At 70.7% G+C, this 20,636-nt stretch carries 19 protein-coding genes and 1 pseudogene; all 20 read right to left on the reverse strand.

What is annotated here, in order from left to right:
• The coding region (locus RISW2_RS20865; protein WP_156943925.1) for a host specificity factor TipJ family phage tail protein at nucleotides 1–3,539 on the reverse strand (3,539 nt) is incomplete at its 3' end.
• The gene (locus tag RISW2_RS20870) at nucleotides 3,532–3,912 is read right to left on the reverse strand and encodes an NlpC/P60 family protein (RefSeq protein ID WP_043774699.1); all 381 of its coding nucleotides are present in this window, start codon (nucleotides 3,910–3,912) and stop codon (nucleotides 3,532–3,534) included. The genes RISW2_RS20870 and RISW2_RS20865, both read right to left, overlap by 8 nt.
• Before the next feature lie 3 nt (nucleotides 3,913–3,915).
• A complete protein-coding gene (locus RISW2_RS20875) occupies nucleotides 3,916–4,386 on the reverse strand; it encodes a DUF1833 family protein (protein WP_043774701.1) in 471 nt (156 codons plus the stop codon).
• Nucleotides 4,383–4,739 (reverse strand): hypothetical protein, encoded by a 357-nt coding sequence (locus RISW2_RS20880; RefSeq protein WP_043774703.1) that lies wholly within the window; start codon nucleotides 4,737–4,739, stop codon nucleotides 4,383–4,385. The genes RISW2_RS20875 and RISW2_RS20880 overlap by 4 nt, the downstream gene beginning before the upstream one ends.
• 2 nt (nucleotides 4,740–4,741) lie before the next feature.
• A complete protein-coding gene (locus tag RISW2_RS25530) occupies nucleotides 4,742–8,707 on the reverse strand; it encodes a phage tail tape measure protein (protein ID WP_043774705.1) in 3,966 nt (1,321 codons plus the stop codon).
• Nucleotides 8,704–8,883 carry a DUF7697 family protein gene (locus tag RISW2_RS20890; protein WP_043774707.1) on the reverse strand — a complete coding sequence of 60 codons (180 nt, stop codon included), beginning with the start codon at nucleotides 8,881–8,883 and terminating at the stop codon, nucleotides 8,704–8,706. Before RISW2_RS20890 ends, RISW2_RS25530 begins: the two co-directional genes overlap by 4 nt.
• Before the next feature lie 128 nt (nucleotides 8,884–9,011).
• On the reverse strand, nucleotides 9,012–9,473 hold the full coding sequence (locus RISW2_RS20895) for a hypothetical protein (RefSeq protein ID WP_043774709.1): 462 nt from the start codon (nucleotides 9,471–9,473) through the stop codon (nucleotides 9,012–9,014).
• Nucleotides 9,473–10,447, reverse strand: coding sequence for a phage tail tube protein (locus tag RISW2_RS20900; protein WP_043774711.1), 975 nt, complete (start codon nucleotides 10,445–10,447; stop codon nucleotides 9,473–9,475). Before RISW2_RS20900 ends, RISW2_RS20895 begins: the two co-directional genes overlap by 1 nt.
• On the reverse strand, nucleotides 10,447–10,884 hold the full coding sequence (locus RISW2_RS20905; RefSeq protein ID WP_043774714.1) for a hypothetical protein: 438 nt from the start codon (nucleotides 10,882–10,884) through the stop codon (nucleotides 10,447–10,449). Before RISW2_RS20905 ends, RISW2_RS20900 begins: the two co-directional genes overlap by 1 nt.
• Nucleotides 10,885–10,895: 11 nt before the next feature.
• A complete protein-coding gene (locus RISW2_RS20910; protein WP_043774716.1) occupies nucleotides 10,896–11,546 on the reverse strand; it encodes a DUF6441 family protein in 651 nt (216 codons plus the stop codon).
• Entirely contained in the window at nucleotides 11,546–11,854 is a 309-nt protein-coding gene (locus tag RISW2_RS20915; RefSeq protein WP_043774718.1) for a head-tail joining protein, read from the reverse strand. Before RISW2_RS20915 ends, RISW2_RS20910 begins: the two co-directional genes overlap by 1 nt.
• Before the next feature lie 2 nt (nucleotides 11,855–11,856).
• On the reverse strand, nucleotides 11,857–12,195 hold the full coding sequence (locus RISW2_RS20920) for a hypothetical protein (protein WP_043774720.1): 339 nt from the start codon (nucleotides 12,193–12,195) through the stop codon (nucleotides 11,857–11,859).
• Nucleotides 12,196–12,278: 83 nt separating this feature from the next.
• Nucleotides 12,279–13,316, reverse strand: coding sequence for a major capsid protein (locus RISW2_RS20925; RefSeq protein WP_043774722.1), 1,038 nt, complete (start codon nucleotides 13,314–13,316; stop codon nucleotides 12,279–12,281).
• Between the two features lie 77 nt (nucleotides 13,317–13,393).
• The gene (locus tag RISW2_RS20930; protein WP_043774724.1) at nucleotides 13,394–13,765 is read right to left on the reverse strand and encodes a head decoration protein; all 372 of its coding nucleotides are present in this window, start codon (nucleotides 13,763–13,765) and stop codon (nucleotides 13,394–13,396) included.
• A 57-nt stretch (nucleotides 13,766–13,822) separates the two neighbouring features.
• Nucleotides 13,823–15,151 (reverse strand): S49 family peptidase, encoded by a 1,329-nt coding sequence (locus RISW2_RS20935; RefSeq protein ID WP_043774726.1) that lies wholly within the window; start codon nucleotides 15,149–15,151, stop codon nucleotides 13,823–13,825.
• 4 nt (nucleotides 15,152–15,155) lie between these two features.
• Complete coding sequence (locus tag RISW2_RS20940; RefSeq protein ID WP_051492238.1) at nucleotides 15,156–16,778, reverse strand: phage portal protein; 1,623 nt, start codon at nucleotides 16,776–16,778, stop codon at nucleotides 15,156–15,158.
• Nucleotides 16,778–16,993, reverse strand: coding sequence for a gpW family head-tail joining protein (gpW, locus tag RISW2_RS20945; protein WP_043774729.1), 216 nt, complete (start codon nucleotides 16,991–16,993; stop codon nucleotides 16,778–16,780). The genes RISW2_RS20940 and gpW overlap by 1 nt, the downstream gene beginning before the upstream one ends.
• Nucleotides 16,986–19,022, reverse strand: coding sequence for a phage terminase large subunit family protein (locus RISW2_RS20950; protein WP_043774730.1), 2,037 nt, complete (start codon nucleotides 19,020–19,022; stop codon nucleotides 16,986–16,988). The genes gpW and RISW2_RS20950 overlap by 8 nt, the downstream gene beginning before the upstream one ends.
• Before the next feature lies 1 nt (nucleotide 19,023).
• On the reverse strand, nucleotides 19,024–19,638 hold the full coding sequence (locus RISW2_RS20955; RefSeq protein ID WP_043774732.1) for a hypothetical protein: 615 nt from the start codon (nucleotides 19,636–19,638) through the stop codon (nucleotides 19,024–19,026).
• A 587-nt stretch (nucleotides 19,639–20,225) separates the two neighbouring features.
• A pseudogene (locus tag RISW2_RS25105) lies at nucleotides 20,226–20,636 on the reverse strand (hypothetical protein); the annotation flags it as partial.

Genomic DNA, 20,636 nt, shown 5'->3' on the forward strand with positions numbered 1-20,636 from the left:
AGCCGGTAATCCCCGTAGGCCGCAATCGCCGCGTCGCGCAGCTCCGCGACGGTCCCGGCCGCCTCCTCCAGCTCCGCATCGTGCCGCTCGAAGGCCGCATCGATCTTCGCGCCCAGCTCGTCGACCAGGTCCGCCGCCGAAAACCGCACGTCCGGCGCCACGACCGCGAGCCAGGCCGTCCAGACGGGGTCCACCGCGGCGCCGTTGAGGTGGCTCATCCGCACCTCGTAGGTCTCGCCCGGCACAATGTTGCCCGAGACGATCGTGGCGCCTTCCTGCGCCTCGGCGCGGCCGCCCTGCTGCACCACCTGCCCCGTCGCCTGCACCCGCACGGCCCACGTCATCTGCCGGATGCGCGAGGGCGGCGGCGTCCAGGTAAGCCGCAGCGCCGGCCGCCGATCGGCGCCTGCGCTGTCCGCAATCACAAGCGGCGCGACATCGAAGCCGTTCACCACCGGCGGCGGCACCGGGTCGGCCGAGGCGAGGACCTCGCCCGCCGCGACCCAGCCGCGCGAACGCGCCTGCGCGTCGACCGTGCGGACCTCCACCGTGTAGGCGCGGCCGAGCAGCAGCGCGCCGGTATGAAACGTGTAGTCCTGCACCGGCGTCGCGACACCGTACGCCCAGGGATTCTCGGTGCCGGCGCGCCGCCAGCGCAGCTGGGCCGAGATGCCCGCGGACTGGAACGTGGAGATCGGCGCGATCGTCACCGCGATGCGGGGCACGACGGTGCCATCCTCCGCCACGAGCTTCGTGCCCTCGCCCGAGACTGCCTCGACCACCACGGGCTTGACCGGGCCGGAAAGCGCCGAGGCGCGCGGTTCGGTCACGATCGGCGCATAGGGCGGGATCGCACCCGTCGCCGCCTCCAGCACCTCGGGGCTGGCGTCAACGGCGGTGATGCGCGCGCTCTCGTCGGGGCCGGGATAGATGCCGGTGATGAGAAGTTCCTGGCTTTCCTGCGTCAGCTCCTCGATCACCACGAGGTCGCCCGCGGCAATGCCCGTCGCCGGCGCGCCCCCTGAGACCCACGTCCAGGTCCGCGTGGCCGGGTCGTCCGGAGAACGCGCCTGGAAGACGTGCCGCGTGCCGTCCCGGCCACGCACCGTCACGCGGAACGTGGCCGCCTCGAAGTCGAAAAGGTCGTCCAGGACGAAGCTGTCGAGCGTGCCGGCCGCGAAGATCGCCTCGGCGATACGCGCGGTCCCGACGCCGATCTTCGGCACGTCGTGCACGAACTGCACCTTGTCCCCGCGCTGGATGCGGATGTGTTCCCAGTCCGCGTGCCACTCGAAGACCTCGGTGCGGGTCCGCGACACGGCGAGGTGATAGCGGCCGAGCCGGTAGGCGTTGCCTTCGTCCTCGTCGCCGGCCGTGACCACCACGCCCGGCAGGTCGAGCGTCTCGAGCTCCGTCGCGGTGCGGGCGTCGTAGCCATCCATGAAGACGAGGACCTCGTCCTCCTCCCATTCGAGCCGCTCGGAGCGCACCTTGCAGCGCAGCCCGTGGATCTCCCGCGGGAAGGCCAGCGCCGAACGGAAGCCCCAGCTGTTCCGCGGCCCGAATACCTGGCGCACCGGCCCGGCGCCGCCGTCACGGATGACCGAATACTGCAGGTCGGTCAGCGCCCGCTTGGCGCGCCCCGACGCGGCGATCACGTCGAGGACCTCGGCGAGCTGCGTGTCGGTATCGACCACGTAGTCGCAGGTCCAGTGCGGCTCCTCCTCGGCCCAGGCCTTGATCCCAGCGAGGTCGATGCGCGCGTCCGGTACCGGCCGGCGCAGGTGCGGCCCACGGATCGCATCGAGATAGATCCATGCCGGGTGGCGCACCGGCTGCGGCGCGGTCCAGCCCGACCCGGTCCAGACCGGCGCCAGCTGCTGCACGATGCAATTCAAGCTGTCGACCTGGCCCGAGAGTTCCTCGCTCGCCTTGATGCGGAACGCGATCTCGGCGATGCCCGCGTGGCTCGGGATACGGCCGTCGCGGAACGACCGGATCGCGGTCAGCCAGCCCTTGTTCTGGTCGCCGGAATCGCCGTCGATCGACGAGGTGCGCGTGATCTCGATCTCGTATTCGCCCGGCGTCGGGAACGTGATGTCCTTCGAGAACCGGATGAGCGTGGTCCATTCGCCGGTCCAGGTCTGGCTTCCGGCATCGGTCCACGCGGTCGCGCCCACGCGGCGGTAACGGAACGCGAAGCTCGCGGAGTGCGCGTCGGTGCTGCCGTCGTCAGAGTCATAGAGCCCCTGAGAGAACTGGATGTCGATCGAGGCCGAGGCGGTCTCGTCGCGGGTGAAGCGCGACACCGGGTCGTTCTGCTCGAGGAGCACGTTGTAGGTGTCCTCGGCCACGTCACCCGGGTAGGTCAGCATGGTCTCGGTGCCCGACCGCCACCCGGGCGTCGCGCCCTGGTCGGCGTACTCGGCATAGGCCGAGGTCACGATCAGCGCCGCCGGCGCACCGAACCAACCGGAGACCGGGGGCGCAGAGTTGCCAGCGTCGCCCGCGATCGCGGTGACCACCACGCGGAACTCGCGCTCCTGCCCGTCCGCGTAATTGCCGGTCCAGGTCCGCTCCCCGGTGCCAGCCGCGAAGACCGCCTCCTCCACCGTCCAGGCGGCAGCGCCCTGCGCACGTGACTGGATCTCGTAGTCGTAGGACTGCACGCCAAGGCGCGCGTTGGCGCGCACCGCGATCTCGACCGAGTTCGGTGCAGCATCTGGCCTCAGGACGTATTCCGCGCCCACGCTGCGCAGCTGCGCATCGGGGGCGTGTCGCTCGCTGCCCTTGGTGCGGATGATGTCGGCGAGTTCGGGCATCGCGGCGAGCGTGCGTGCGCGGTCGACGTTCAGGAACTCGAGCTCGACGCCTTCGTACTCCGTGATCGGCGTCGTGCCGATGCGAAGGTCCTCGAGGGCCACCGGTCCCCAGCCAAGCGCCATGCGCCCGCGGTAGTAGATGTCGCTGCCGACCGTTTCCGAATAGCCCGTCGCCGTCTTCACCGGGAACATGCGGTGTCGGCCCAGCACCTTGGGATAGACGCCGTAGCGGTTCACGGCGTTCTGCACGCCGGTGATCGCGTAGTTCTGCGGGCCCTGCCCGCCGCCCTGCTGTGCCGGCGGGATCAGCGCGTTGATCAGGAGCGAACCCACCACCGTCACCGCGGCAACCGTGAGCCCGTAGGCGAGGGTCCCGGCCGTCAGCCCGAGGAGCGTGCCCGCAACGTAGCTCGCGGCGTAGGGCAGCGCGGCCGCGGCGGCGACGGCCACGACCGCCGGGCCCTCGGGCGCGGGATAGGTGATCTCGACACGGGTGCCGGGCTTCGGGCGCACGTGGCGCCACATGTCGAGCGGCAGGATCCGCACATCGCCGCCCCGGATCAGCCAGGCCTGCGGCAGGCCGTACCGCGGCGGCAGGTCGAGATCGCGCACGATCTCGCCAACCGTCGCGCCCGCCGGGACGGTGCGGTGCCGGGCCGCGGTCGCAAGCGGATGGCACTGCGCGACCGTGTCGATCGTCATCGGGGTGTCAGGCATGAGGGCGGAAGATCCCTTCGAGGCGGCAGAGCCAGCGCGAGGCGCGCCAGCGCTCGAGCACGCTGACGCCGGTGTCCTGCCCGATGTGCAGCATGTCGCGGTCGTCGATGGCGTAGGCCACGTGCAGCGGCCGGCCGGCGGCGCGGAACAGGATGGCGTCGCCCTCCTCCGCCGTCTCGACCGGGCGGTAGCGGATGCGCTCCACGGCTACGACGCGGTTCCGCACGGCCGCTCGCTGGTCGCAGCCGGGGTCCGGCAGCACGCGGCCGAGCCGCGCGGCATTCAGCGCGAGATAGAGGCCGAGGCAGTCATAGACGTCCGGCCCCCGCCCCCGCGTCGCGTAGGGCAGGCCGATCCAGGCATCGGACCACATGGCTCAGAACACCGCCGGCGTGGTGCGCGGCGTCATGCGCAGGCGCGAGAAGGCCTCCTCGAGGACGGGCTCGACCGTCATCTCGCCGGTGATCGTCCGGGCGTCGTAGGTCACGCCTGTGATCTCGACATCGAAGGGCCCCGCCTCGACGGTGTCCGGCTGCGACGTCAGCACCCAGGCGATCGTCGCCTCGATCTTGTCGGTCACCACGCGCAGGTGGGAGACCAGGTCGCGCGAGACGTTCTCGGCCGTCCAGCGCAGGACCGCCCTGCCCTCGTCGTCATCGTCCGGCAGCGCGATGTCGAACGGGTACGCGATGAAGGTCTGGCCGGCATGCACGAGCGGCCTGCTGTCCCTGACGAGCCTCAGCGGCGCCTCCCAGGACGGGTGCCGGAGCTCGATGATCGGCACAAGGACCTCGCCGCTCTCCTGCGCGTGCATCGCCTCGAGAAAGACCGGCGACAAGAGCCTCATGACAGGATCTCCAGTTGTGCGGACACGGTGCAGGCGATCTTGCGGTAGGGCTCGACCGTATAGGGACCGGCGAAGGCGTAGGTCCGTGTCTCGCCGGTCAGCGGATCGGTCGCGGTGAACGAGAGGGCCCCGTCGAGGAGCGTCTCCGCGTGGAAAGACTCGAAAACCGCGAGCAGCGCGAGGTCGAGGTTCCGGATCGCGCCCTCGAACCGCGCCGGCGCCGAAGACGTGCGCCGGCGGCGTTTCGGCGGGCCGTATTCCATCTCGGTGCGCAGGACATTCCCCTCGGGGCTGCGCCGCCGATAGGCACTCGCGGCAGTGAAAAACGGCACGCTGGCCGGCCAGATGGGCATGCTCACGCCCCCTGCGGCCTGGCACGCATGCCGAAGCGTCGGCGGAGCGCGCCGTCGCCGCGCCCGCGCGCGAAATAGTCGTCGATCATCCGGTCGGTCACGTGCACGTCGATGCCGCCCTGCGGATTGCGCTCGGCCGACACCTGCGCCCCGCTCTCGTTGCGCACCGTCACCGGCACGTTCACCACCGGCGCGCCCCCGCGCGGCCCGGTCGGGACCGCGGGCATCCCCCCGAGGCTGCCGCCGTCGGCCAGGCGCGGGAACCGGCGCTGCCGGACAGCCTCCATGAAGTCGGCGCCGTAATAGTCCACGGCGGCGGCCGGCTGCATGAACTCGCCGCGCGATCCCCAGAACAGGAGGTTGTCCTGCCGCTTGCCACCCGCGCCCGACAGCAGCCCCGCCGCCCGTTCCGCGATCCGCCCGCCGCCCGCATAGCGGTCGAGGCCCCCGCCCGAGGCACGGCTCGGAACCGCGGCCGGTGCCGGCGCGCCGACGCCTGCGCCGAACCCCCCGAGCACGTCGTCGAGAAGCCGCGCCAGGATGTCCCAGACCGGGTCCAGGGCGAGCTGCCAGAGCTTGTCGCCGATATGGCCGAGCAGGCTGTCCCAGAACGCGGTGATCCCACCGCCTCCGGGCTTCAGCTCCTCGAACGCCGAGCGCACGGCGCCCTTCGATTCCTCGAACCGCGCGCGCTCCGCGTCGCTTGCCGCCTGCGACTGTTCCTGCGCCGTGGTGCGCGCCGCGATTGCCGCGGCCTGCTCGCGGTAGACATCGATCAGGCGTCGCCCGTCCTCGGTCAGCTGGCGCTCGGGATCGATGCCGGCCTGTTTCGCGGCCGTGAGAAGCTCGAACATGGTGCGCAGGCGCACCTGCTCGGCAGCGCTTTTGCCCGTCAGCTCGGTCTCGAGCTGCAGCTGGGCGATCTGCTCGTCACCGATGGCCACGAGGCGCTGCAGGGTCTCGGCCTCGCGTGCCTGAGCCTCGGCGCGATCCTCGGCCGCCTGGGCGGCATCCTCCGCCGCGGCCTTCCGCGCGGCTGCGGCTGCCTCCACGCCGGCGTCGACGCCGAGCCCGCGGCCGAACACGGCCGCCTCGGTGCGCCGGCGCCGCGCGTTGATGCCGTCGTTGTCGCCCTGGAGCGAGCGGATGGCCGCGGCGATATCGGCATCGCTGCCTCCGCGGACCGGTCCGAGGATCCGCCCGGGCAGTTCTCCGTAATTGTAGGCGATGGACGTCAGCGCCGCCTTCTGCGAGCCGGTGAACGCGTCGAAACGCTCCGCGCCGATCTGCCCGATCACCACGTCCTGGAACTCGCCCACACGGCGGTAGAGGTCACGCTCCGCATCTTCGACGCTGACGCGCATGCCCTCCACCACCTTGCGGATCGAGCCGTCCGCAAGTGTCACGGTGTCGGAGCCGTAGCCTGCCCGGTACGCGTTCACGTCCATCTTCGCGGTCGCCTGGAATCCCTCGAAGAAGCGCAGCAGGATGGCGCTCGCCTCCTGTCCGTCTGCCACGCCCGAGATGCGCTTCAGCGTGTCCTCGGCACCGGCGGGCGGCTCGGACCCGAGCTCGCGGCTGCGATAGTATTCCGCCGCCGCGCCGGTCAGCCGGCGTACCGCCGCCGCGGCTTCCTCCGCGCTGTCCGCCGTCTCGTCGAAGGGGCGCCGGCCGTCGATGTCCTCGGCCAGGTCCAGATTGCCTTGCAGCGCGTCCCGGATCTCGTCGAGCCGGTCCTCCGTCTCGACCAGGCTGTCGAGGTTTTCCCGGAACCCGGACAGCCCCTCCGCGCGCAGGAGCTTGCCCGCTTCCGTCGCCTCGGTGAGCGCCCGCACGAGCTCGAGATAGGCGTCGGCAAGCTGCTGTTCGGATGCCGCCTCGGCGATGGCGGCGAGTTCGTCCTCGAAGAGCCCGGCTTCGCGCGCCGCCTCGCGGAAACCCGCGAGTGCGGGATTGTCGCGGAGCCGGTCGCCGCTGTCGAGAATGTCGAGGATCCTGTCCCGCACGCCTTCCAGCACCGATCCGGCCGCCTGCAGCCGCTCGAATTCCGCGGCGAGATCTCCGACGTCGTTGCGACCGTCGCGGACCGACTGCGCCATGCTCTCGAGGCGCTGCATGAAGCCGTTCGCCGCGTCCCGCGGGAACAGCATCGCCTCCAGTTCGGAGCGGGCACGGCCCGGAAGAGACCCCTCGACCGAGAGCTGGCGCTGGAGACCGCGCAGGTTTCCGCGGCCGAAGGAGTCGCGCGCCGCCTCGTAGGTGCGTTCGACGTCGGAAAGCGCCTGTTCGAGCTGGGCGCGGCTCTGCTCGAGCATGCTTCGGGTCGCGTCCGACACGGTCTCGCCGAGCCGGGCCTGTTCGTCCGCCGCACGACGGCTGGCGTCCCGGAAGGCGTCGAGGGCGCGCACCGCCTCCATTGCGGCGCTGTCGGCGCGCTCGACGGCATCCGAGGTGCTGTCGAAATCGATCGCCAGCGCCGCGACCGAGGCGGCGGTCATGGCGAGCGAGAGCGGCCCGCCGAGCGTTCTGGTCAGAACCCGCGCCGCGGCACCGAGCCGTGTGAGCGCGCCGACACTGCGCGAGGCTGCCGTACCGACACCGGTGACCGCGCCCGCAAGCTCGATGTAGGCCGCCCGCATGGCTGCGGCCTTGGCGATGGCGAGGGTCACGCCGCGCCCCACGAGGAAGACCACAAGCGCCTGCGCCACGCGCTCGGCGACTTCCTCGACCTGCGCGAAGTTCTCCGAGACGTAGCGCAGCGCCTCGGTCAGCCGGCGCACCGCCGCCTCGGCCAGGTCGAGCCCGCCCGCGTCGGCAGAGGCGAGTTGCATTGCCTCCCAGGCTGCCGCGACCTCCTTCAGCGCACCTTCGAGCCCGCGCAGCCGCACCTCGGCCTGCTGCGCCGCCGACACGTCCCCGAGCGCCGCGGCCACGTCGCGCAGGCCGTCCGCGCCCTGGTCCGCCAGAAGGAGGGCGGTGCGGATCGCGTCGGTACCGAAGATGGTCTGGAACGCGGAGTTGCGCGCCTCGTCATTGAGCGCGACCGTCGCGTCCTGCAGCTCGCCCGCGATCTCGATCATGGATTTCATGCTGCCATCGGCGTTGTAGAACTCGAGCGCGAGCCGCTGCATGGCGTCCGCTGCCTGGTCCGACTGAGGGGTCAGCCGCTGCAGGAAGTTCTTGTAGCTTGTCCCCGCATCGGAGCCCGACGCGAACCCCGCCGCGGTCGCCGAGATCACCGCGAGGGTCTCGCGGTAATCCCCGCCGAACTGACCGGCAACGCCACCCGCCTGCCCGATCGCGAGCCGCAGGTCGTCGAAGCCGAACTTCGACTTCAGCGCAGCCCCGGTGATCGCGTCGACCACGTCCGGCAGGTCGGATGCGGCGAGCCCGAACTGCTGCATCACGTCGGTCACGAGATCGCCCGCGGGGGCGAGCTCCGCGCCGAGCCCGCCGGCAAGGTTCACGGTCGCGGTCAGCGCGCCGCCCAGGATGTCGGCGACGCCGAGCCCGTTCTTGGCGAGGATCTCGATCGCGTCCGCGGCCTCGCGGGCGGTGAAGGCGGTCGAGCCGCCGGTGTCGAGCGCAGCGCGGCGCAGCCGCTCGAGCGCGTCGGCCGGCGCGAGCGTCGCTGCCTCGACCCGCTTCATGGCGGCCTGGAACTGGCCCGCGACGTCGAGAGACGCGCGGCCGAAGGCGACGATGCCGCCCGCGAGCGCGGTCGTGCCGAGAAAACCCGCGAGCCGCTGCAGCGCCGGAAGCTCCCGGCCGACCGCCGCGAGCGAGCCGCGCAGCTCGCGCGCCGAGCGGTCCGTTGCCTGCAGCCCCGCCGAGGCCGGCCGCGCCGCGCCCTGGATCCTGCGCAGGCTGCGCTCGCCGGAGACACCGAGCGCGCGCAGGTCGGCCTCGAGCTGACGCTTGCCCTCCGCCGAGAGGCGGATGCTGTAGGAGCGGGTACGTCCGTTCATGTGTCCTTCCGCGGTCGGTTGAGCTCTGCCGCCCTGAGGAGACCCTGCTCCCAGGCCGGCAGCAGGAGGGCGAGGATGTCGGGGTCATGGCCGCGCCGCGCGAGCAGCGCGATGCAGCCCGGCAAATCGAGCCCTCCGAAGCCGGAGATGCCCGATCGTGCCTGTCGGATGATCACGGCCGCGTCGGCCGCGATGGCCCGGCCCTCGATCGAACGGGGCCGGTGCGTTGTCTCGGGGCACGCGCCCTCGCCGCCGAACCTTGCGCAGGCGAAGCCCTTGGACTCCGCGCAGCCCGCGCAATGTTCTAGCCCGCCGGTGTACCGGTACCTTGCGAGGGCGCGGAGGCGTTTCCCTCCGACACCAGCGCCTCGAAGGGTGCGAGGAGGTCGCGGGCAAGGGTCAGCGCGATCCCCGGGAAGAGATCGAGCAGCTCGCCGATCGCGGCTGTCGTGAACGGCGCCGCCGTGCCGTCCTCGGCCTCGACGCCCTCCCAGCCACGGCCGTGCCGCGCGAGCAGGATGACCACGAGGTGCTGGGCGAAGAGCCCCCGCACGCTGTCCATGGTCTCTGGCGGGAGGTCCTCGTCGTCGATCGCCTCGACGAGAGCTGCCTCCTGCGGCGGCCGGTGCGCCTCGGCCACGCGCATCGCCGCGGCCTCGGCCTGCTTGAAATCCGCGAAGGAGAACGGCGCCACCGTGACGGCGACGCCGTAGCCCAGCTCGAGCCGCCGCTCGGCCGCGAGCTTCCGCGCAAGGCGCAGCGCCATCAGGCGGGGTTCGCGTAGTCGGCCGTCTGGTTCTTCAGCACAAAGGCGACGAGCTCCGCGCCGGCGGCCGGACGGTTGGCCTGGAAGGTGAAGTCGGCCGAGATCGGGCCCCGGCCCTCGACCGGGATGCCGGTCAGTGCGAAGCGCAGGTCGGGCATGTCGATCAGCAGCGAGCGGGCCGCGTCGATCACGAATTTCAGCTGCAGGTTCACCGGCGTGTCGTTCGCGGCGTGATCGTACCAGGTGTTGTCGACGTAGCGGGCGCTGAGGCTGCCGGTCAGCGACCAGCGCTGGGATTCGAAGCCCGCCGCCGTGCGCGCCTGGTTCAGTGTCTCCTGGTCCATCTCCACCCCGGAGGTGACGGTGAGGTCGATGCCCGTGACCTCCGCGACCGGAGTGCCTGCCACCAGCGCCTGCCCCTGGAAACCGAGCGGCACCGGGTCGGGATCGTAGACCACAGGGGAATCGTCGAGGGCTTCCGCCGCCGAGGTCTCGGCGCGCCCCATCATGGTGAGCGTCGCGCGGGCCCGCTGGTTGTCCTTTCGCGCCGCGATCTGCAGGCCGGTGCAGGTCATGCTGTCCTGCACGAAATGCCGCCCGATCCGCGTGTGCGAAATGCCCTGCGTCAGGATCGTCAGGGGCGGCTGCGCCTGCGCCGTGAAGGTATGCGTGTAGTCCGGGCCGTCGCCGGTTGTCGCCGGCGCGCCGAAGATGCTCTGCAGGTGCCAGCCGAAGGAGTTGAGGCCGAGCGGCACCGACATGTCGCCCGAGAGGCTGACGAGGCCCGGCGGGAAATCCCCGGGGAAGGCATCGCCCTGGATCACCTCGTCCTCGCTGCGGTCCTCGGACGGCACGACGCCGAAGCGGTAGAACGGCAGGGCGAGGAACTTGCCGGGCCCGGCGGCCTCCGCCGCGCCGAAGGCGGCCTGCCGCCGCGAGAACAGTTTCGCTTCGTCTCCGCGAGCATTGGGCATCAGAATGTCTCCATCGGGTTGTCGGGGGTTTCGTAGAAGGCGGTCACCGTCACCACGGCGCCCGTCAGGCTTGCCGCGCCCTCCATCGGCACGGTGTCGGTGTCCTGAGGTGCCGAAAGCCGGAGGAAGTCCACGAGACCGCCGAACCTCTGGCCATGCAGCGCGGTGGCGACCGCGACGACCAGCGCATCGAGGGCCGCGGCGCGCGCTGCCGGTTCGGGGTCCTGGACCACCAGCTCGAGCGTGTACGCGCGGGCATAGTCCCGCACGCCCGTTCCGAGCCGCTGCTCGATCTCCTCGGGGTCCTCGGGCACCACGTTCACGAGGCTCTCGGGCGGCACGATCTCGGGAAGGTCCGCCTCGCGGTGCACCTCCGCCGCGAGCGGCGCGAGTGCCTCGACCAGCGCACGCGTGATCGCTTCATGCCTCGTCGGCATCGGTCGTCGCCTCAGGCGCCGAGGGCGCGGAACGCCCGGTCGATGTTCGAGGCGAGCTTCGCGACCTCCGCCTCGGTGATCTCGTCCACCCGCAGCCGCGGTTTAAGGCGCACCTGCGGCAGGAGGTAGAACATCGGCACCGAGACGAGGCCGTAGCCGGTGCGGAGCGCGCGCTTGCTGCGCGACCGGACATATCCGCCGCGCTTGCCCTTCCGCTCGCGCTGGTTCTCCGCGACGAGGAGCGAGAGGCGGCGGTTCACGTAGACGTAGCGCAGCGGGCCGTAGCGGTGCTCGGGGAAATTCGCGGGCGTCAGGCGCTTGCGCCCGATGCCCTTTTCCGGCGCGGCGGGCGTCGGCACCGCGAGGAATCGGCCCGACTGCGAGCGGATCGTCGCGCCCTCGTCGAAGGCCCGCACGAGTTCCGGTGCCTTGGAATGCAGGAAGGACGCGGCCTCGAGCGAATAGCCGCGCGCGGGATAGTTCGCGACCCGCCAGGTCCGCCCCATCCGCCGGCCGAGCGCCGCCTCGGTATCGGCCTTGAGCGCCGCCTTGAGGTTCGCGCCCGTGGTAAGCACGCCCAGCGTCACGGCGCGCTCCGCCAGCTCCAGCTCCTCCTCCATGTAGCGGGCGAGGTCTCCCTCGAGCGCGGCGGAAAGGCGCATCAGGCCGGCACCGTGTCGAGGTGCCGCTTCAGCCGGCGCGGGTCCTCGGCCCGTGGCGTCGCCTGCACCCGGCGACGCTCGGCGCCGATCGCGATGATCGTCCCGCGGGTGACGCTCGCGGCGTCGGCGGCGCGGATCTCGAAGACGGCAGTCTCGGACTGCACGTTGAGCCGGCCCATGTCGACGACCGCGTCCGGCCGGAGCGGGAGGAGCCGCACGGGACGCGCCGCGCCATCGGGATCGACGACAGCGTCAATTCCATGATGCCGGAAGACGGCGCCGACCGCCGCCGCGAACGGGTCAGCCATGGTCAGACGATCACCTGGTCGGCACCGGAGCCGCCGGCCGTCGCATCGCTGCCAGAGGCGGCCGCCGCGGTATCGGCGCCTGCCCCGCTACCGACGGTATCGCTGCCGTCCGGGCCCTTTTCGCCGGGCTTCGGCGCGGGTGCGGCTTCGGCCGCGTCGGGAATGTCGGCGCCGGGCGTGCGCTTGCCGTGCCTTTCCTTCTCGATCTCCTTCGCGACCTTCTCGGAGACGTAGCCCGTCCAGCCGGCGGGCAGCGTGCGCTTGGTCGAGGTGTCGACGCGGAAGGTGTGGTCCTGCGAGAGGGTCACGTGGACCCGGGCGGTGGATGCGGCCTTGGCCATGGAAGTCTCTCCTCCAGATGAATGCGCCTCGCCGTCACTGGAATGGCGAGGCGCGGGGAACGCTCGGCCCGTCAGCGGGCGGATCAGTTGGACGTGTGGCCGCGCACCAGGACCGCGGGGCGCATGCAGATCGGCAGGGTCTGCATCATCGCCTCGACATCGACGTACCGGTCCTCTGCACGGTCGGGGAACAGCGCAGAGTAGAACTCCTGCCCCGGCAGGTTCGCCATGCCCATGTAGTCAGCCGAGCCGTTGAACTGCCGGAAGGTCGAACGGGTGCCGAGCGGGAAAAACTCCGCTTCCGCCTGGGGGATGAACTCGCGCGTGACCGTCGAGCCGTCTTCCTGGGGAACCGACGCCTCGGCGAGGTACTCCTTCCAGCGGATGCCGCCGAAGTCGAAGCCGTCCGACGTGTCGTCGCGCAGCGGGTCACCCCCGTTGACGTTCTGGTAGTACTTGTACCGCTCCTTGAAATCGGCGTGCCCCATGAGCTTGTCGGTGAAGTCCGGATGGATCAGGCCCATGACGCCGGTCGAGACGTCGCCGAGCAGGTTCGTCTTGATGTGCCGCGTCACCTCGCGGCATTTCGCCATCAGGTCCGTGGTCGCCGTGCCGAAGACGAAGTCGACCGACTTCCGGGTGATGCCGAACTTGTCGAAGAGGTCGGCGATCTCCGAACCGTCCGCATCCCGCACGATGCCCTGCAGCGCGCCCGCGCGCAGGTACTCGCGGGTGATGTCGGTCGAGCCGCGGAGGTCCTCCTGCCGCTCCATCACCTCGTCCTGCGCCTGCTTCATCTCGGTCTCCGACCCGAACGCGCGGATGCTGTCGATGTCGTCGGCGGTGATGCGGGACTTGAGGCCGAAGCGCTCGGTCGCGAAGTCGACCATGCGGCGCTTGCCACGCTGATGCCCGGGAAGCGAGGTGCCCCGCTGCGACGATTGCACCAGCTGGATCACGCCGTTCTTCAGCTCGACAGAGAACCTGGTGCCGCGGATGCCCTTCGACGTGAAGAGACCCATCTGCCCGATCAGGCCCCACTGGTTCGGGATGATGCGGATCGCCTCGCCGAGCGTCATGGCGCTGAAGGCGTCGCCCTTGAAGATGTCGATATGCGCCATGGTGACGCTCTCCTTTCTGACGGAAGGTGCGGGAGAGCCCGCGTTCGGATGGGTCCCGGCGTGCCGCCGGGGCCGGATCAGGTGGCGACGATGCCGGCCGCCTCGAGCGCGGCGCAGGCGGTGTCGCGATAGGCTTCGGTCGACCAGCTCGCGTCGAAGGTCAGGCCGAGCTGCCGGACACGCGCGTGGCGCGCGATGATGACCGCGCCCGTCACATCGGCATCCGCGGCCTTGGCTTCGCGCAGCAGGACCGCCGCCGGCGTTTCAGAGCCATCGCTCGCGGTGCGCACGCTGCGCACGTACTTGCCCGAGGCCGTCACGCGGCCCAGCACGGTGCCGGGCACGAGGTCCGCACCGGAGGCGATCGTCGCCTCCTTGCGGCTGAAATGGTCCTGCTCCTCGAAGAGCAGGAAGTCTCCGGGCGTCTTGCCCTCGGTCAGGGTCGTCATGGGTGTCTCCTTTGCAGGTTCAGGCGAAGGGAAGCGCGGCGGGTCCGCCGCGCCGGATCAGGACGCCCAGCGTTCCCTGGCGCGCTGCGCGAGCGTCGGCTCCGCGGCCGCTCCGGACGGCCCAGGCGCCTCGAGTTCGGTCGCCTCCGCGTCCATCGACGCGCTGAGCGATTGCTGGGGCGACGCCTTCGGAGCCGCGGCAAGGTGCCTGCCGGCCTGCTCGGCGCTCATGTCGCTCTCGAACGCGAGGCTCTTGGCCAGGTCCTCGCGGCCGGCCGCCTCGGGATGGTTCAGGATCGCCGAGATGCGGGCACGCTCGTCAGCGGCGGAGGGGCCCTGCGGAGGCGTCGCGGGCTCGGGCGCACCTGCCGCGGGCGCCGCCGGTTCGGGGACCGCTGCGGTCGGAGCCGGCTCGACCGGATTCGTGGGCTTGTCGCTCATGGGGAAGTTCCTCTTGCTGGTTGCACCGACGGCCGCAGATGCCTGCCGGCCGTTGACCTGAGCGACGAAGCGCTCGAATGCCTCTCTGGGGTTGGCGACCTCGTCGGCGAGGCCAGCCTCGACGGCATCCGCGCCGATGAAGGTCCCCGCCTCGGTCGCGAGCGCGCCGGCCGCGTCGAGCGCCGCGCCGCGTCCCGCGCCGACGGTCTCGGCGAAGATCAGGCGCAGCTTCTCCATTTCCGCCTGCAGGCTTTCCCGCACGCTCTCGGGCAGCGGTTCGTAGGGATTGCCGTCGGACTTGTGGTCCCCCGCCGCGATCACAGTCACCCGGACCCCGACAGTTTCGAGCCGGCCGCTGAAATCCGCGTGCATGGCGATCACCCCGATGGACCCGACCCCGGCCGTGCGCGGCAGGATCACCCGGTCGGCCTGCGACGCGACGGCGTAGCCGGCCGAATAGGCGTGGTCCGACACGAACGCCCAGACGGGCTTGTCGGCGCGGAGCGCCCTGATCTGGTCGGCGAGCGAGAAGCAGCCCGCGACCTCGCCGCCGAAGCTGTCGATTTCCAGGGCGACACCGCGGACGTAGGGATCGCTCGCCGCCGTCTCGATCTGTGCCGCGAGGCCCTCGTACGAGGTCTCGCCCGACGACTGGCCGAGCCAGGCGCCGCGATGCACGAGCGTGCCGGTGACGGGGATCACGGCCACGCCGTCCTTCGTCCGGTACCCGGCACGGCGCCCCGCGCGCAGGTCGTCCTCGAGGCGGTCGTCGAGAAGCGAGGCACGTGCCCGGACGCTTGCCTCGGGTGTCGGCGCCGCCCCCTCGACCTCGACCTCCACGCCGGTGATCCGCGGGCCAAACCCCATGATGAAGGCCGCGGCCTTTGCAGGCGCAGCCAGAAGCGGCGTGTGAAACACACGCGCCGCGACGTTCGGATGTCGCATGATCTCAGTCCTCGTATGCCTGCCGATCGTGATCGGACGGGTAGCCGACCGCGGGACCCAGCAGCTTGGCGAAGCTCTCCTGCATCGGGTGCAGCGTGCCCTCGGGCATCGCGTCGATCTCCGAGCGGATCTGCTCCATGTTGTCGGCGTAGTCGGTCCCGGTCAGTTCCGCCGCTTCCTCCTCGAGCGTCGAGAGGCCGAGCGCCACGCGCATGGCGGCGGCCTGCGCCTCCTTCACCGGGTCGACGAACCCCTTGCCGGGCCCGATCCACTTCGTCCGGGCGTAGGCGGGCCAGAATGCGTAGAAGTCGGGCGCACCGGACGGCAGCGGAATGTGACCGTCCATCACCTGTTCCTCGAGCCAGGCCATGAAGAACGGCTGGCAGAAGCCCTGGGCGAAGGTGGTCCGCCGCGCGGCGAAACCGCGCCAGATCTCGATCATCGCCGCGCGGGCCGAGCTGTAATTCGTCTTCGACCAGTCCGAGGCGAGCTGCTCGTAGCTGACGCCGAGGCCCGACGCGATGTGCCGCAGCACCGCGGATTCGAAATCCGCGAACTGCGCGGCGGGCCGCGCCGTGTTCACCATGCCGATCTCGTCGTTCGGATAGAGCGTCTGCACCCGGGCGCCGCCGATCTTCATGCCGGGCCGGTCCCGGTAGTACTCGGACCGCGCGGCCTGGTAACCGAGGAACGCCTGCCCGTCGCCTTCGCCGAAGAGCTCGTCGATGACCTCCGGGCCCATCGGCGACTTGATGAAGGCGGCGAGCACCGCGTTGATCACCGCCGCCTGCAGTTCCACCCGGCTGTAATGGTCCTCCATCTTCAGCTTCTCGACGATCGGCGCCAGACGGCTGATGCCGCGGGTCTGCCCGTCGCGCACCTTGTCGAAGAAGTGCAGCACCTGCGGGCGGCCATTCCGGCCTTCCCGCGCGATGCGTTTCCAACGGAACGCGTCGGCGTAGTTCGCCCACGTCGTCGCCGGGTGACCCTGCCGGAAATGGTAAGCCCGCGCCGCGCCGTCCCGGCTAATCTCGACCCCGCCGCGCAGCCCGGCGGTGTCGGCCCCGCCGTTCGGGTTGGTCAGCAGGTCCGGGTCGACGAGGCGCAGCGTCGTTTTCGTCGGGCGGAACCGGCGCCAGTTCAACAGCGCCAGCGCCTCGCCATCGACGAGGTAGGTCCGGTACGCCGTGCCGAACATCTGCGACACCGTCTGCGACCGCGTGGTGTCGGCCAGCTTGCGGGGATCATCCGCATAGGACCGCCAGCGAGCCTCGACCGCCTCCTTGAAGGCGCGCGCCCATTCGGCCGAGAGACCAAGGGCCCGCCAGTCGGGCTTCAGGAGCGGCCGGAAGTTCGCGCCGATGACGCTGTCGACCTCCTTCGCGATTGCGCCCGTCGCCCAGCCGTTGTTCCGCACCAGGTCCCGGGCGCGGGCCGAGACGCGATCGCGGCCCGGCAGGATCTCCGCGTCGATCGCCCGGTTCTCGGGCAGGAACCCCGCCAGCGTGTCGATCGCCGAATCCGCCGCCGTGTAGGGCGTCGCGCCGTTGAAACCCGCATCGCGCAGACCGCCCGCCGTCGCCCGCCTGCGCGGAACCTTCGGGATTTCCGTCAGCGATCGCACCATCAGAAGATCACCCGATGCGAACCGCGTCCGACCTGCCGGCCGAGCTGCCGCCTGAGCGTCGCGATGTACCGCCGGAGCCGGCTTTCGTCGCCGGGCGCGAACTCGGTCCGGTGCCCGTCATAGCCGACGACGGTGACCTGCTGCCCGAGCGCGAGCTGGTGCAGCGCGGTCTCGGCCTCTTCGAGCCGGGCTTCGAGGGTGGCGGTGTCAGCCATCGGGGTTCAGGACCTTCAGCAATCGGGCGCCGGCATCCGAGGGGCCGACGGGTTTCGGTTTGGCGGGCGCCGCCACGGCCGAGGCGGCCGCCAGCGGCAGTTCTGCGTCGAAGAGATCGCCCTGCGCCTCGCGCGGGGCCGCGGAGCGCTCGGCCTCGAGCGCGTCCCACTGGTCGTCGGTCATCGCGGCCCAGCCCTTCCGGAGCGCCGCCGCCTCGGCGTAGTTCATCGTGTCGAGCGCCTCGTTCCGGCGCGTCGGCTCGACCAGCACCCATTTCGAGGTCATCACGCCGACGGCGTTCCGCTGCAGCACCCGCGTCTCCGCGGTCAGCATGCGGTAATACTCGTCGCCGAGGTCCCGCGCGAACCGCGTGTAGCCGCGCTCCTCGGGATCCTCCTTCTCGAGATGGCCGTAGAGGCCGGCCTTCATCGACGAGACGTTCAGGTTGAACGCCCGCTTCTGCGCGCGCTTCGCCTTGCCGTCGCGCCGGCGTTCGAACTTCTGCGCCGCCATCAGCGGGCCGTTCTGCGTCCCCGCGCCCTTCACGATGATCACCCGGCTCCACGGGTGCGTCTTGGCCCAGGACCAGACGTCGTCGGTATAGGCGCCGCCATCGATCGCGAGCGCGTCGAGCGGCAGTGACAGGCCGAGCGCGGTGCGCCACTTCTGCTTCAGGAGCGCGTTCAGCTGCGCCCGCCCGTCGTCATCGCCGATGTGGTGCGGGATCACCCGGTAGTCGATCACCCACCGCCGACGGTTCCGCCCGAACGCGACGAGCTGCGCCTCCATCCGGTCGTCCTGGCAATCCACGCCCGCCGCGAAGATGAAACCCGCCGCCGGCAGGATGCCGCGGTCCAGCACCGCGCCCGGCTCGGCGTTCTCGGTCCGGTCGCGCAGCTGCTCCCAGTCCGGCGCGTCCGTCGCCTGCTCGTAGGGCAGCCCCAGCACGTCGTTCCAGAACACCTGCTCGGCCGCCGCGCTCACGGTCGGCGTCGTCGCCTTGCCCGGTCGCGCCTCCGAGCCGGGTGCAGCACTCCGCCCCTCGATCCGCGTCCAGCCCATGATCTGGGCGTATTCCACCGCGATCGAGGCCCAGTCGCGCTGCGGGGCGTAGGCCCGCCAGAGGTGGAACCCCGGGTGGTCGCCGTTGCGGTTCTGCGCGACCCAGCGACCACGGGCGACGATCCGTTCCTTGTCCGCGTGCCGGATCGGAGCGAGGCAGGCAACGCAGGTGAAATGCGAGGCGTGCAGGCGTTCCGGATCGATCGTCGCCCGGAAGTTTTCCCAGGTCAGCGGCTGCGCGTGCCCGCATTGCGGACACGGCACGTGGTAGAGACGGCGGTCGCTGCGCTCGTAGGCCAGCGTGATCCGGCAGGTGCCCTTGATCATCGCCGTGGAGACGCGCAGCAGCTTCGCGTCCTCGTAACCCGACGCCCGGCTCTCGGCGAGCTTCTCGGGATCGCCCTTCTCCGAGGTCTCGAACTTCGACAGGTCGTCGAGGATCACGAGCCGGCGGCTGGTGCCCGTCAGGTCAGAGGGCGAGCCGGCCGATGCGACTTTCAGCGATCCGTTTCGGTCCAGCGTCTCCTGGTTGAACGTGTTGTCCCGGTTCTCTCCCCGGCCGGCGCCGAAGATGCGGATGAGGCCGGGCGCCGTTCGGCGCATCGGCATCCACTTGTTGTTCACCCACTCGGTCGCCGCACTCTGGGTCGGATGCACCACCAGGCTGTCGAGCGGCGTGTGCTCGTGCCACTCCGCCAGCGTCGGCTGGATGATCGAGACCGTCTTGCCCCATTGCGCGGAGCCGCGGATCGTCACCTCGCGGCTCGGATGCTCCGGCGACAGCACCTCGTGGATCTCGCGCAGGAACGCGAAACGCGCGATGTCGAACGGTCCCGGCATCGGCGAGCGCGCGTCGAACACGATGTTCTCGGCGCACCACCGGGTGATGTCGGGCGGAGGCGGCGGCGCCATGGCCTGGGCCATCGCCCCGCGGACGACCGCCTCGGCCGAGGTCAGGAACCCCATGTCAGATGTCCGCGTCCCGCTCGTCGGCGTCCATGTGCGCCTCCTCCGCCTGCGCGGCCAGCGCCACCGCGCGCTCGCCGCGATGGGCCCGCCAGCTCTCGATCATGATCCGGCGCACGGTCTTGAAGTCGACGCCGAGCTCGTCGGCCACACCGCGCGCCGCGCGGCGCATGACGCTCTCGAATTCCGCGACCTCCTGGGCGAGCGCCCGCGCCGTCGCCTGTGCCACCTTGTCCGCCAGGACCAGCGTGCCCTCCGCCTCGAGGTTCTGGCGCCGCAACCGCCGCGCCTCCTCCTCGGCCTTGTGGATCCGAGCGAGCTCGTAGCGGTCGGGATCGGTCTTGCGCAGCTCGGCGTCGGGACGTGCCGGCGGATCTTCGGGGACCGGCGCGGGCTCGGGATCGAGATCCCGCAGCCGCCGGCGCGTCTCCGCCCCGTTGCCCATCATCTGGCCCGCGTCGAGCCGGCGGCCCAGCCGCGCCGCCACCTTGTCGAGGTCGAAGCTGCGCTGCCGCCCGTCGCCGGTGTAGCAGCCGTCGAGCTTGCCCTCCCGCACGTACTGGCTGATCCGGCCCTTGGTCAGGCCGAGCTTCTCCGCCAATTGCGTGGTGTTCATGCCCGCCTGCCTTCGACGTTTAGCCTTGGCTCCAAGGTTTAGCCATTCGGTTTAGGCTTCTGATTTCGTTTAGCTTTCCGAAACACGTGCGCTCAGCCGCCCCGTATACGGCCGCAGCCCGGGAAGGACCCGCGGTTTGGGGGCCGGCCAGAGTTCGAGCGCAGAACGGTTGCCGCAGCGTCGGCCGCCAAGCTATGCTTCCCGACATTATTTTCGGGAGACCCCAATGCTTACGATTGTTGCTTGGTCGAACCTAATTATCTGCATCGCCGCTGCCGGGTCCATGGCCACACTTCAGGCGTACGCCCCAGCAACCGGTTTCCTCATTGCCGGTCTGACGATCTTCGCGTTTCTCAAGGCGTTAGATCGAGCTCTTATTAACCTCGAGAAGATCCGCTTCCACTTGCGGTCACTTAACCAGCACATCGTGGACTAGGGGCCGTCCCGCCGCTGCAGCTGGCCTGTAACTGTCGCGCCGGTCGGCGGGCGCGCCTAGGGTATCCCGAACGAGTTGCGCCCGGCGGCATCTCTGCCCCGGGCGCATTTCGTGATGATGCCACAAGTGATGAATCCGGCGGGACTAACTGTCAAGCCGCATCTTGCGGTCTTGCCAAGTCAAAGCCCCGCATCCTGTCGAGCGCACCACATAGGGCGCCCCGGAGCTCTCCGCGCATCTTTGCGTTGACGTTCCTCCAGCCGCAGCGATCGAACACCTGGTCAAGCGTCAGCCCGTTCAGCGTGACGTCATCGACGAGGCGCCGCACCCGGATCGCCGACCGTGGCCCGCCGGTGGCGCTTGGCCGGTTCCGGCTGACCTCGCGCGCGAGCCCGTCACCGATCCGCCGCCTGAGCACGCGCAGGCGCTCGATGTCCCGGAAGATCGCGGCCTCGCGGTCGCCGGGTCGGCCGCCGCCCGCGCCCTGCGTCTCGATCGAGGAGCACTTCATGCCGGCGGCGTCGCACCGCTCGGCCAGCTGGGCGTATTCGCGCGCGACCAT

The sequence above is a fragment of the Roseivivax isoporae LMG 25204 genome, from assembly GCF_000521865.1.
Lineage (GTDB): Bacteria > Pseudomonadota > Alphaproteobacteria > Rhodobacterales > Rhodobacteraceae > Roseivivax > Roseivivax isoporae.

Excerpts from the sequence above, each read along its gene's own strand:
- RISW2_RS20870 (WP_043774699.1), bottom strand. The coding sequence starts at position 3,912 with ATGTGGTCCGATGCCTGGATCGGCCTGCCCTACGCGACGCGGGGGCGG.
- RISW2_RS20875 (WP_043774701.1), bottom strand. The coding sequence starts at position 4,386 with ATGAGGCTCTTGTCGCCGGTCTTTCTCGAGGCGATGCACGCGCAGGAG.
- RISW2_RS20880 (WP_043774703.1), bottom strand. The coding sequence starts at position 4,739 with ATGCCCATCTGGCCGGCCAGCGTGCCGTTTTTCACTGCCGCGAGTGCC.
- RISW2_RS25530 (WP_043774705.1), bottom strand. The coding sequence starts at position 8,707 with ATGAACGGACGTACCCGCTCCTACAGCATCCGCCTCTCGGCGGAGGGC.
- RISW2_RS20895 (WP_043774709.1), bottom strand. The coding sequence starts at position 9,473 with ATGGCGCTGCGCCTTGCGCGGAAGCTCGCGGCCGAGCGGCGGCTCGAG.
- RISW2_RS20900 (WP_043774711.1), bottom strand. The coding sequence starts at position 10,447 with ATGCCCAATGCTCGCGGAGACGAAGCGAAACTGTTCTCGCGGCGGCAG.
- RISW2_RS20905 (WP_043774714.1), bottom strand. The coding sequence starts at position 10,884 with ATGCCGACGAGGCATGAAGCGATCACGCGTGCGCTGGTCGAGGCACTC.
- RISW2_RS20910 (WP_043774716.1), bottom strand. The coding sequence starts at position 11,546 with ATGCGCCTTTCCGCCGCGCTCGAGGGAGACCTCGCCCGCTACATGGAG.
- RISW2_RS20915 (WP_043774718.1), bottom strand. The coding sequence starts at position 11,854 with ATGGCTGACCCGTTCGCGGCGGCGGTCGGCGCCGTCTTCCGGCATCAT.
- RISW2_RS20920 (WP_043774720.1), bottom strand. The coding sequence starts at position 12,195 with ATGGCCAAGGCCGCATCCACCGCCCGGGTCCACGTGACCCTCTCGCAG.
- RISW2_RS20925 (WP_043774722.1), bottom strand. The coding sequence starts at position 13,316 with ATGGCGCATATCGACATCTTCAAGGGCGACGCCTTCAGCGCCATGACG.
- RISW2_RS20930 (WP_043774724.1), bottom strand. The coding sequence starts at position 13,765 with ATGACGACCCTGACCGAGGGCAAGACGCCCGGAGACTTCCTGCTCTTC.
- RISW2_RS20935 (WP_043774726.1), bottom strand. The coding sequence starts at position 15,151 with ATGCGACATCCGAACGTCGCGGCGCGTGTGTTTCACACGCCGCTTCTG.
- RISW2_RS20940 (WP_051492238.1), bottom strand. The coding sequence starts at position 16,778 with ATGGTGCGATCGCTGACGGAAATCCCGAAGGTTCCGCGCAGGCGGGCG.
- gpW (WP_043774729.1), bottom strand. The coding sequence starts at position 16,993 with ATGGCTGACACCGCCACCCTCGAAGCCCGGCTCGAAGAGGCCGAGACC.
- RISW2_RS20950 (WP_043774730.1), bottom strand. The coding sequence starts at position 19,022 with ATGGGGTTCCTGACCTCGGCCGAGGCGGTCGTCCGCGGGGCGATGGCC.
- RISW2_RS20955 (WP_043774732.1), bottom strand. The coding sequence starts at position 19,638 with ATGAACACCACGCAATTGGCGGAGAAGCTCGGCCTGACCAAGGGCCGG.